This is a genomic window from Massilia sp. UBA6681 (genome assembly GCF_002454935.1).
Lineage (GTDB): Bacteria > Pseudomonadota > Gammaproteobacteria > Burkholderiales > Burkholderiaceae_D > Telluria > Telluria varians.
The window spans coordinates 1-11,087 of record NZ_DKJX01000104.1 but is presented as its reverse complement, the minus strand read 5'-3'; the positions used below and the strand labels follow the sequence as shown (position 1 = coordinate 11,087).

Here is an 11,087-nt window from a genome sequence, read left to right as displayed (position 1 = left end):
GTAGGCGCCGGTGGGGCGGTAGCAGCCGCGCGCGGCGTCCAGGGACTGCGCGCTGCCGGCCACGCCGTGCAGCGCGGCGCTTCCCACCGAACCGGCCGGCAGCTCGAAGCCGCAGTAGCGCGGCGTGAAGGTGAACGAGGCCGCCTTGCGGGTGCGCCAGGCCAGCTCCTCGCCGCCGACCAGGTTGAGCGAGGTGTTGATGATGTGGCAGGGGCGCTGCTGCTTCAGGTCGGCCAGCAGCGGGTCGTCGCCGGGATCGAAGCCGGTGAAGGGGTGGGGCTTGCGCGCGCGGCTGCTGGCGCCGAAGTAGGCGCGCACCAGGCGGTTCCGGTACAGCATGTAGAGCGAGAACTTGTTGATGTCGACGCGCCAGCCGAGCAGCAGCGCGGCGCCCAGGAAGATCGCGAAGGCCCAGGCCAGCCGGCTGCCGCTGGTGGCCAGGGTGGCGCTGGTATGGGCGGCGTAGACACAGGTGAGCGTGATGTCGCCGGGGCAGATGACGCGCGGCGGCGCCACCGCCGCCTGCACCAGTGCGCTCAGCAGGGCGAACACGCCGGCGGTGAACACGTAGGGCGCGATCCGCGCCGCCACCTCGAAGCGCGTGTCGCCCGCGCGCAGGCTGCCGGCCCAGGTGCCGGTCCGGCTGCCGCTGCCGGCCTTCAGGCCAAACCAGGTCACGAGCAGCCAGCCGGCCGCGGTGGTGATGTGCGACCACACGTTCTGGGTCAGCCAGGCCCAGTGCAGCAAGGGGGCCAGGAAGAAGGAGACGCCGAACATCGAGACCCAGGCGAGCGCGAAGATCCAGGCCCAGGCGCCCTGGCGACTCCACCATTCGCGGCTGGCGTCGCTGTACATGCGGCCGATCAGGCCGATCATCAGCGTCATGGTGCCGGCGAACAGCGCCATCATCAGCGGCATCCCGAAGGTGGTGAGGGCGATCGCGTTGTTCAGCACCGGGTGCGTCTTCGGGTCGGGCAGCAGCGACAGCCCGGCCAGCAGCAGCAAGGTGCCGATCCCGAGGGCGCCGAGGGCGCAGGCCAGGTGCGACAGGCCCTCGAACATCTCGGCGCGCGTCAGGTCGGCCGATGGCGGATGCGGATGCAGCAGGCGCGGCACCACGGCGAGGGCGGTGGCCACCATGAGCAGCACCACGAACAAGGCCAGCAGGCTGTTGACCAGCAGGTCGCAGGTCTCGCGTGCCATGAAGCGCATCATCGTTTCGGGGGCGAAGGCGCGCGCCGCCGCGCACAGCACCGCCAGCACGGCCACGAAAGACGCGCCGCAGACCACGTAGCCGGCGCGCCGGTAGATGCTGGTGCGGTCGTGCGCCAGGTACCAGCCGCAGGCCCACACCACGAAGTAGGCGAAGCCTGGCGCCAGCAGCCAGTGGGCGCGTCCCGCCAGCTGCGCCGGCAGCGCAGTCCATTCCCAGAAGGGCGTCTCGCCGCCGTGCCGCCACAGGCCCAGGCTGCCGAGGAAGCCCGCCAGCAGCAGCGGCAGGTTGATCCACCACAGCACTGCGCCCTGGGACAGCGGGAAGCGGCGCCGTCCGCGCGAGCCGGTGGGCTTGCTGGAGACGCTCAGGGCGATGCAGAACACGGCGAACAGGAACAGCAGCACACCGGCCATCCAGGACAGGTCGGCATACACGGCCCAGGGTCCGCCGGGGTCGACGATGCGGTGCACGGCCCACACGGCGGCACGCGGCAGCAGGAACAGGGCGCACAGCCAGGCCACCAGCATCGTCAGGTTCAGGCCGGTGTTGCGGGCATAGGTGCCGATCAGGGTCCAGGTGTCGGCGCTGAACATGCCGCCGCGCGGCGACAGGTAGTTGCAGTACTGGCGCAGGAAGCGGATCGCCGGCGCTTCGGCGCTGCCCGCCGGCGGCGCCAGCATCTCCTCGACCAGGCGCACGTCGCCGCCCTGTTCGTGGATGCACTTCGACAGCCAGCCGCCGATGAAGCCGCCGCCGGACACGGTCGACAGGTAGTCGAGGTGGCGCAGCAGCCGCTGGTTCGCCAGTGCCTGCAGCACGCCGAGGCCGAAGGTGGCGCTGCGTACGCCGCCGCCGGACAGCGCCAGCCCGACCATCCCGGCCTTGTGGGCGCGGGCGGCAAGGTCGGCGCCTGGTGCGGCGTCGGGGTCCGGGTGCAGCAGCTCGAGTTCGTCGCGGAAGACGTCCTGGAAGGTCGCGCCGCTGACTTCATCGAGGCGCTGCAGGGTTGCGTCGTCGAGCACGCCGCGTCCGGCGATGCCTTCGCGCCGGCGGAATTCGACGATCGCCTCGGCCAGCTCGCCCAGCGTGCAGGCATGGGCCGGCGGGCGGCAGCCGGCCGCTTCCAGTTTGCGGCGCAGGTCGGCGATTTGCGCCGGGACCAGGCTGGCTGGGTCGAACGAGGACACGGGCACTCCTCTTGATGAGGGGCGGGATCGGAAACCGGTCCCGCTGAGTCCAGTTCAGCACGCCAGGTAAGCGGACGCTACCGAATAGATCAAGAGTGCTCCCTCCAGTAAGTCTGGTAATCTTGCTTATGGTAAAAGCAATGATGTGAAATATGGAAAGCTCATGGCCAACATCTACCTGTTCATCGGCGTGCTCTTCCTGGGCATCGCTGCCTTGCTCTATTTCGTACCGAAGCGCAGGATCCTGAATTTCGTCGACTACGATGGGCAGGCATCGATCGTCCGCATCAACCGCTATGCGGCGCCGCGGCTGCTCCTTCCCGTGGCCGTGAGTGCCGGATGCGCCTATATCGTCGAGATGCGGCCGGAACTCGCCGTGCCGCTCCTGTTCCCGACCATCCTTTCCGTCCTGGCTGCAGTGGTATGGATTTCTGCCGGCCTCACGCGCCTGAAGGATCGTTGAGGGAGTCCTCCACAGGGCCGCAAGCCTCGCGATTGCGCAGGTAGTGCTTGTCGAGCGGAAACGGCGGCAACCAGGACTCGCGCCGTATGGTCCAGTTCTCGTAGGTCGGCATCAACTGGTCCGGCGCATCGAGCGTGCCCAGGTGCACCTCGATCTCGTCCCCGCTGCGCGCGAACACCGAGGACCCGCAGCGCGGGCAGAAGTGGCGGCCGCAATAATCGCGGGTGTCGCCGCTGACCCTTACCGCATCCTGCGGGAAGATCGCGGCGGCGTAGAACAGGGCGCCGTGGTGCTTGCGGCAGTCGAGGCAGTGGCACAGTCCGACCCGGTGCGGCCGCCCCGAGGCCAGCAGCCGCACGTCGCCGCACAGGCAGCCGCCGCTGACATCCATCTCAGCCCTTGTCGGCTTTTACGCGCGGATTGCGGCCCACCCGGCCGGAACCGCCCGGGCTGGCGGGCGCCGCCGGCTCCGCGCCGCCGGACACGTCCAGCGGCGAGCCGCCGCGCGCTTTCGGCTCGGCCGGAGGAGGCTTTGCCGCGCCATCGTTGCCGGCGGCAGGCGCTTCCGGGGGGGCGCCTGCCGGCGGCATGGCGCTGCTGACTGCCTGGCGGAATTGATCCTGCAACAAATTCCACCACGCGACCGCAGCCGGCATGGCGCTGTTCGCGGCCGACTGGGCTGCGGATTCCGCCTGGCCGGAAGAAGCGTCGGCCTTCGGCTCCGGCGCCGGCGGCGGGGGAGGTGTCGGGGCGCCGGCGGCCTGCTGCGCAAAGAACTGCGTGAAGGGCGCCGCCATGGCCGGGTCGCTGCCGGCGCGCTGCATGGCCTGCGCCATGCTGTCGCCCATGGCTTTCAGGGTGGCAAGGGTGCCGCGCTGGACTTCGAGCGCCTGGATGGTTCCGCGCAGCATGCCCAGGTTCAGGTTGAGCCAGGATTCGACCGCCTTGAGGTCGGCGATCTTCTTGTCCAGTTCGTCCACGGACAGGCTGGAGCCGGTCATGCCCGGCATGCCGACGCCGGGGATGTTCATGCTTCCCCAGAGGTTTTTCACGAATTCGAGCGTATCGGGCATTCCGGCAGCATTGGGCGGCTTGAGCATCGTTTTCTCCTCGTTTGGACACCTAAGCGTAGCAGATAAATAACACGCGACAAAGCCGGTACGCCAAAGGGCCCAATGTGCCGCGCCCCTGCACCCCGGCTGCGCTCAGGCTACACTAGCGGCATGAGTTCCGCTTTTCCTCCTCAGCGGCTGCGCGCCCTGGTGCTGGGCACCCTCATCGTGCTGCTGCACTGGCTGGTGCTGGGCTGGCTCACCGCGGGCACGCAGGGCATCGCGCTGCCGGGACGCGAGGGCGAGGCTGCGATCACGCTGGCGCAGCTGCTGCCGCCGGCGCCGTTTGAAACGCCGGTGGCCGAGCCCGTGCCGCCGCCGTCGCCGAAGCTGATGCAGCCGCCCCTGCCGGACTTCGTACCGCTGCCCACGATTACGGTGACGGAGGACGTGGTGGGCGAGCCGGTGCGCCCCGGTCCACCGGCGCAGGCGACCACGCTTCCCGCCGAGCCCGCTCCGGCGCCGCAGGTCGCTGCTGCTGCCGAACCCGCTCCGGCCGAACCCGACCCCGGCCCGGCGCCCATCGTGCACACGGTGCGCCGCTACAAGGTGGACGTGCCGCCGCCGGCCGAGCTCAGCTACAAGGTGGCGCGCACCGATGCCGACGGCACGACATGGAGCGGCCAGGCCCTGCTGTCCTGGAAGCGCAACGACCAGTCTTACCGGATGCGCTTCGAGGCCGGCATCAAGATCGTGTTCGCACGGGTGAACCTGGCGGTGCTCACCAGCGAAGGCCACCTCGGCAACACCGGCCTGGCGCCGGTGAAAATGACGGAAAAGCGCCGCGGCCGTTCGCTGACCGCGACCCATTTCGACTGGCCCGGCAACAAGCTGAGCTTCTCGGCCTCCGAAGGCAACTACGCCTTGCAGCCCGGTGCGCAGGACAAGGCCACGGTGCCGCTGCAGCTGGCGGCCATCGCGCGCGGCGACCAGGCCCAGCTGAGCGGCGACATCGACATCTTTGTCGGCGAAGAGCGCTGGGGCGCCGTGTACACCTTCAAGGTCGTGGGACCGGAGGAGATCGATACCCCGCTGGGCCGCCTGCAGACCGTGCGCATCACGCGCCCGCCGAAGCCGGGCTCGTACAAATCGCGGCTGGACATCTGGCTCTCGCCCGCGCATGGCTGGCTGCCGGTACAGATCCGCAGCAGCGAAGCCAACGGCGCGGTAACCACACAAACGGCGAACGACATCGCCATGACCCAACCAGGATTCTAGATATGCAACACTCTGCCGTACGACACGCCGGCTGCGGCCTGCTGCTGGCGCTCACCCTGGGCACTGCCGGCGCACAGGATGCCCCGGCCGCCATCAAGCGCAAGTTCGAACTGCCGCCCTCGGCCGACCTGCACTATGAGCTGCAGGCCCGCCAGCGCGGCTTCGGCCTGAAGGGCGAAGCCATCGTCACCTGGCGCGCCGGAGACGGCAAATACGCCGTGAGCGCCGAATCGAAGGTGCCGCTGCTGGGCACCATCACCCACGACCGCAGCAGCGGCACGATCGACGCCTTCGGCCTGGCCCCCGCCGAATTCATCGAAAAGCGCATGCGCAAGGATCCGACCACGGCCACCTTCGACCGCGAAGCGCGCGCGCTGCGCTTCAGCGAAAGCAAGCAGGTCTATCCGCTCAAGGGCGGCGAACAGGACCGGGTGTCGATCACCTGGCAGCTGGCCGCCGTGGCGCGCGGCGCCGGCGAGCGCTTCAAGCCGGGCAGCGAATGGCCCTTTTTCGTGGCCGGCCGCCGCGATGCGGAAACCTGGGTGTTCAAGGTGATCAAGCGCGAGAAAGTGCAGACCGGCCTGGGCGAGGTCGAGGCCGTGCTGGTGTCGCGCCAGCCGGTGGCGGACAAGAAGGACCAGGTGCTGGAGGTCTGGCTGGCGCCACAGCACGAGTGGTATCCGGTCAAGCTGCGCTATGCCGACGGCGACAAGGAACAGATCGAACAGACCCTGAAGACTGTGACAAAACCGTAAACTGGATTTCACAGAACACAATATTGTCTTGTTTTCAAGGCAATGGATGGGTGTGTCTTTCCTGCAATCAGGGGCCTCCGCGGAAGCTAGTTGCCGATCCTAAACTGTTATACTGGCGCCCCCGCGGACCGGTTGAGCCTGTCCGCGCCAGAGAACGGTACTTATATGATCGACCACCTTGGCAGCGCGGCGCTCGCCGTAGAATCCCTTTCGACTCCGCTGGAAGACGACCCGCTGCAGGCGCACTTCCAGAACGGCGTCGCGCCCGACGAGATCGAGCAGGTTTACCACCTCAAGCGCGCCCAGCCCATGCTGTCGGCCTTCACGGCGCTGTTCCACGGCACCCAGGACGGCGTGCTGGTGCGCCTGCTGGTGCTGCGCGAGCTGGCCAGCGATACCGGCGCGTCAAGCTTTTCGCGCGCCGACATCAACAACAAGCTGGCCTACCTGACCGCGGAAAGCCTGGAGACGGTGCTGAACCGCCTGCGCGGCCACGGCCTGCTGGCCTGGGACGGCCCCAGCGCCGTCTACCGCATCACGCCGCTGGCGCGCAACGTGCTGTCCGCGCTCGACACCCTGATCGCGCTGGGCAAACCGGAAGAAGACGATGCCGAGATGGGCTTCCTGCTGTCGCAGGTGGCCGGCGCCCAGGCCGTGGGCGGAGTCACCGTGGAGCAGCTGCGCCACCTGCTGGGCCGCCTGGTGGAACTGACCGAGGAATTCCGCGACGCCATCGCCTCCGGTTCCGAATTCCGCCTGCGCACCTCGCAGGCGAAGTGGCACATGGCCTGCGACTGGGTCGAGAAGGGTTCCGTCATCCTGCGGGCGATTACCCAGGACCCGGCCGCCGACTCGGCCACCCACAAGGCGGCGCAGGCCATCGGCCGTGCCCAGAGCGCGCTCTTGAACATGCAGGGCATGTTCTCGCGCGCCCTGAACCAGATCGAGCGCCAGCGCGTGCACCTGGGCCAGTCCGGCCTGTCGACTACCGACGTGAAACGCTGGCTGCTGGCCCACGAAGACTTGGCCAGCCTGGCCGAGGAGGCGATCGACCGCCCGGTGGTGCCGCTGTTCGGCACCCCGGCCGAGATGATCGACGTGGCCGAGACCGAGCTGCTGCTCGAGCGCGTGGTCTCGACCGGCCCCAAGGGCCTGCCGACCGGCACCGACGCGCCCTTGACCGTCAACGACAACCCGGCGATGCAGGCGGAGCTGAACGACTGGATCAACAAGCTGGCCGATTTCGCCAACCTCGGCAACTTCCCCGAGTTCTCGGACAGCGGCCCGAAGAGGGTGGCGCTGCACGAGTCGCTGCTGCCGGCCAGCTTCGCCGTGGCGTCCTACCGCGCCTCGCTGCTGCCGCTGCTGGGCGATGCGTCGGAGGCCAGCCTGCAGGGCGCGACCGCCGAGCTGGCGCGCCTGCCCGTGAAATTCGAACCGACGGACGAGATGATCCAGCTCGACGACCCGGAAGTGGCGGCGATGTCGATCGCCTCCCTCTCACTGAATCTTGAAAGCGGTAACCCCGATGAATGACGACGCACAAATCCTGATCGCGCGCCTGTTGACGCACCAGACCCTGCGCCGCGACGACAAGATGGTCAAGCGCGCGCTGTCGGACGAAGCCTTCCGCATCGAAGTCGACAAGCGCCTGCTGGAATCCGGCCTCAAGCTGCTCGACAACGTCTACGCCGACCACGTGACGATCGCCCTGCACCGCAACGTCGAGCCGAAGATCTTCGGCGCCAAGGACATCTGGCAGAACAACAACTTCGGCCTGACCCGCGACGGCGTGGCCCTCCTGGTGGTGCTGTGGGCGCAGATCATCCTGCCCAAGCGCGAGCGCCAGGAAACCCACACCACGGTGGCGGACGACCAGACCGACATGTTCGGACAGGACACGCCGATTCCGCGCGCCGAGGATACCTCGATCGGCATCTCGTATACCGCGCTGCTGTCCGACTTCGGCGACAAGCTGGGCAAGAAGACCCGCATGGACATGAACCTGGGCGTGCTCTCCAAACTCGGCTTCATCGAGCGCCGCGGCGACGTGATCCTGGAAGGCCCGCTGCTGGACCTGATGATGGACACCGACCTGCTGAAGGAACGCATCATCAACGGCGCCCTGGCCGACGTGTTCAAGCGCGCGCCGCTGGCCGCGGCTCCGCGCAAGATCGAAGCCGCCAACGACGAAGTGGCCGATGCTGCAAGCGACGCCACCGATGCCACCCAACTGAGCCCGAACTGAGATAGCCCATGTTCCACATCAAATCACTCGAACTGGTCCACTGGGATTACTGGCAGCGGATCAAGAACATCCCGCTGGACGCCAAGATCATCACGATCGCCGGCCAGAACGGTTCCGGCAAGACCACGCTGCTCGACGCGCTGCGCACCCTGTTCGGCCTGGACTGCTCGATGGGCCGCACCTATAAACACTATGCGCGCCACTCGGGCCAGCAGAGCGCCTGGCTGCGCGCCGTGGTCGACAACAAACCGTCCGGCCGCCAGCTGTCGAACCGTCCGTTCCGCCATTCCGGCTTCTTCGCCGACGACGAAGTGACCCTGTTCTGCCAGGTGCAGAAGAACGGCGGCGACTGGAAGCGCCAGTACCTGATGCGACCGGGGAACGTCGAGATCGAGGAAGTCACCGACGCCACCGACTGGCTGGGCGTGGAGAACTACAAGAAGCGCCTGGCCTCGGCCGGCCTGTCGCCGGCCATGTCGAAGGTGCTGGCGCTGGAGCAGGGCGAGACCGATAAACTGTGCGAATACGCGCCGCGCCAGCTGCTGGACCTGGTGTTCCAGGTCTTCGGCGACAAGGAAGTGCTGGACGCCTACGACGAAGCCAAGCGCCACCAGCGCGACACCGAGACGGAGCTGAAGCGCTTCGAGGCCGAACTGGAAACCTCGCGCATCAACCTGGAAGGACTGCGCCTGCGCGTGGCCAACTACCACCAGTGGGAAGACCTGCACAAGGAAAAGCGCGCGCTGCAGGAAGACGTGCTGCCGGCCCTCGAATACCACGAGGCGCGCGAAAAGGCGGCCACCATCAGCCGCAACCTCAAGGAAGCCCGCAAGCCGCTGCTTGCCGCCGATTCGATCCTGGCCGAGAAGCGCCAGCAGCTGGCAGCCCAGCAGCGCGCGCTCACGGAAGCGCAGAAGCAGGAAACCCAGCTGGAGCAGGAAGCCACCGAGCTGGCGAGCCGCCTCACGCAAGTCAACCAGAAGCTCAAGCCGCTGGAAAGCCTGATCGAGCAGAAGGACCGCCTGCAGAAGCTGGCCGCGGACGCGGGCGCCGACCTGGCGGAAGTGGCGAACCAGCTGAACGAAAAAGAAGCGGAACTCGCCAAGCAAAAGCAGCAGCGCGACAACATCGCCGCAAAAATCGCCGGCGAGCTGGCCACCATCTCGGCGCTGCAGGGCAAGAGCGCGATGCCGGAGCCGGAAGCCCAGCGCCAGATGCGCCGTGCGCTGCGCGACGAGGGCATCCCCCACGCCATGCTGTCGGACATCGTCGAAGTCACCGATCCGAAATGGCAGGGCGCGGTCGAGGGTGTGCTGGGCGGTTATGCCTCGGTGGTGCTGCTCGAGAAAGCCAAGGATGCGCCGGCGGCCTACCGCCTGGCCGAGAAGGAGCGCTATCGCCACTTCATCGTGCCCGACTGCGTCGAGGCGCCGGTGGTCAAGGACGCCAGCCTGCTGTCGGTGGTGCGCTTCTCCGGCAAGGCGCCGGGCTGGCTGATCGACCAGCTGGAACGCATCGAGCGCGTCGATTCGGTGGACGCCGGCTTCAAGTCGGATTGCGACGAATGGATCACCCCGGACGCCTACCACCGCGAACGCCGCGGCGGGCGCTCGCTGTTCGTGGAACCTTCGCGCTACCGCTTCGGTTCCGCCGGCAAGACCCAGCGCCTGGAAGCGATCCAGAAGTCGCTCCCGGCCCTGGAAGCCCAGGAAGACGCGCTGACCCTGGCGATCAGCAAGCTGGCCGCCGAAGTGGGCGCGCTGAAGGGCCGCATCGCCGGCGTCGACGCCGCCAAGGAACTGGCGGCGCGCCAGGCCGAGTTCGAGGAAGCCACGCGCGCACTGCAGCCGCTCAAGGCCGAGCGCCTGGAAGTGGGCGCGCGCCTGGGCGAGCTGTCGATGCTGACCAAGAACGCGACGGTGGCGCGCACCCGTGCCGACACCGTGTGGCAGAACGCGCGCATGGCCCTGTCCGAAGCGGAAGCGGGCATGCGCCTGAACAACCGCCGCACCATCGAGCAGCGCCTTGAACATGCGAAAGCCCTGCTGGCATTGCGCAAGGGCTGGCGCGACCTGCCGAAGAACTGGAAGAACGCCGGCTGGCGCGGCGCCCTGGTTGCCAAGCACCAGAACGCGCACCAGGTCAACCTGCGCCTGTCCTCGCTGGAGCACGCCCTGGCGCGCGACGACTGGGAACAGGACAACACCGTCATCGACCAGTACGCGCGCCTGAACGACCAGCTGTCGGGCCGCCAGAGCGAGACCGAGGAACGCCGCTACCAGAACAACCGCGCGATCGAGGCCACCGCCAACGCGCGCGGTGCCTACATCGAGCGCCTGCGCTACACCATCAAGACCTACTCCAAGAACATCAAGGAGCTGGGCGAGCTGGCGGGCATCGACGTGCAGGCCGACCCGGTGCGCCTGGAGAACGACGACGTGCAACTGGCCCAGGCCGGCCTGCACGTGCGCTTCAAGTTCGACGGCAAGGACCAGATCGGCATGAACGACGGCGAGGCCTCCGGCGGCCAGCAGGTGATGAAGTCGCTGGTGCTCTTGATCGGCCTGCTGAAGTCGGAAGAAGGCTCGGGCGGCTTCGTGTTCATCGACGAACCCTTCGCCCACCTGGACATCCGCAACATCCAGCTGGTCGGCGAGTTCCTGAAGAACACCGACGCCCAGTACCTGATGACCACGCCGCTGACGCACAACACGGACGTGTACGATCCGTCGGAGCTGACCTTGATCACCAGCAAGAAGAAGAAAGACGTGCAGTGGGCGCAGCCGATCTTCGTGCTGCAGCGAAGGAAGGACGAGGCGAAGGCCGCGTAAAAACGAATGGAACTCCGGGGTCAGGTCTGACATTCGGACACGGACTGAGCAATACAA

The 11,087-nt window shown here is 67.7% G+C and carries 9 protein-coding genes; 6 read left to right on the top strand and 3 right to left on the bottom strand.

The window, feature by feature from the left end:
- Positions 1–2,403 (bottom strand): patatin-like phospholipase family protein (locus B2R83_RS19835; RefSeq protein WP_292044301.1); only part of this gene is annotated, 2,403 nt, incomplete at its 3' end.
- Between the two features lie 163 nt (positions 2,404–2,566).
- Between B2R83_RS19835 and B2R83_RS19830 the strand changes: the two genes are divergently transcribed.
- On the top strand, positions 2,567–2,866 hold the full coding sequence (locus B2R83_RS19830) for a hypothetical protein (RefSeq protein ID WP_292044300.1): 300 nt from the start codon (positions 2,567–2,569) through the stop codon (positions 2,864–2,866).
- On the opposite strand, the gene B2R83_RS19825 is transcribed toward B2R83_RS19830, so the two are convergent.
- The gene (locus tag B2R83_RS19825; RefSeq protein ID WP_292044299.1) at positions 2,844–3,257 is read right to left on the bottom strand and encodes a GFA family protein; all 414 of its coding nucleotides are present in this window, start codon (positions 3,255–3,257) and stop codon (positions 2,844–2,846) included. The genes B2R83_RS19830 and B2R83_RS19825 overlap by 23 nt on opposite strands.
- A 1-nt stretch (position 3,258) precedes the next feature.
- Positions 3,259–3,966, bottom strand: coding sequence for a PhaM family polyhydroxyalkanoate granule multifunctional regulatory protein (locus tag B2R83_RS19820; protein ID WP_292044298.1), 708 nt, complete (start codon positions 3,964–3,966; stop codon positions 3,259–3,261).
- A 123-nt stretch (positions 3,967–4,089) separates the two neighbouring features.
- On the opposite strand from B2R83_RS19820, the gene B2R83_RS19815 reads away from it, so the two are divergent.
- The 5 genes from B2R83_RS19815 (at position 4,090) to B2R83_RS19795 (ending at position 11,030) form a co-directional block, all read left to right on the top strand.
- Entirely contained in the window at positions 4,090–5,196 is a 1,107-nt protein-coding gene (locus tag B2R83_RS19815; RefSeq protein ID WP_292044297.1) for a DUF3108 domain-containing protein, read from the top strand.
- Positions 5,197–5,198: 2 nt separating this feature from the next.
- On the top strand, positions 5,199–5,951 hold the full coding sequence (locus B2R83_RS19810; protein WP_292044296.1) for a DUF3108 domain-containing protein: 753 nt from the start codon (positions 5,199–5,201) through the stop codon (positions 5,949–5,951).
- A 165-nt stretch (positions 5,952–6,116) separates the two neighbouring features.
- On the top strand, positions 6,117–7,487 hold the full coding sequence (locus tag B2R83_RS19805; RefSeq protein WP_292044295.1) for a hypothetical protein: 1,371 nt from the start codon (positions 6,117–6,119) through the stop codon (positions 7,485–7,487).
- Entirely contained in the window at positions 7,480–8,199 is a 720-nt protein-coding gene (locus B2R83_RS19800; protein ID WP_292044294.1) for a hypothetical protein, read from the top strand. Before B2R83_RS19805 ends, B2R83_RS19800 begins: the two co-directional genes overlap by 8 nt.
- Before the next feature lie 8 nt (positions 8,200–8,207).
- A complete protein-coding gene (locus tag B2R83_RS19795; protein ID WP_292044293.1) occupies positions 8,208–11,030 on the top strand; it encodes an ATP-binding protein in 2,823 nt (940 codons plus the stop codon).
- Positions 11,031–11,087 lie beyond the last annotated feature (57 nt).

Coding starts and splice junctions, on each gene's coding strand:
- B2R83_RS19830 (WP_292044300.1), top strand. CDS start 2,567: ATGGCCAACATCTACCTGTTCATCGGCGTGCTCTTCCTGGGCATCGCT.
- B2R83_RS19825 (WP_292044299.1), bottom strand. CDS start 3,257: ATGGATGTCAGCGGCGGCTGCCTGTGCGGCGACGTGCGGCTGCTGGCC.
- B2R83_RS19820 (WP_292044298.1), bottom strand. CDS start 3,966: ATGCTCAAGCCGCCCAATGCTGCCGGAATGCCCGATACGCTCGAATTC.
- B2R83_RS19815 (WP_292044297.1), top strand. CDS start 4,090: ATGAGTTCCGCTTTTCCTCCTCAGCGGCTGCGCGCCCTGGTGCTGGGC.
- B2R83_RS19810 (WP_292044296.1), top strand. CDS start 5,199: ATGCAACACTCTGCCGTACGACACGCCGGCTGCGGCCTGCTGCTGGCG.
- B2R83_RS19805 (WP_292044295.1), top strand. CDS start 6,117: ATGATCGACCACCTTGGCAGCGCGGCGCTCGCCGTAGAATCCCTTTCG.
- B2R83_RS19800 (WP_292044294.1), top strand. CDS start 7,480: ATGAATGACGACGCACAAATCCTGATCGCGCGCCTGTTGACGCACCAG.
- B2R83_RS19795 (WP_292044293.1), top strand. CDS start 8,208: ATGTTCCACATCAAATCACTCGAACTGGTCCACTGGGATTACTGGCAG.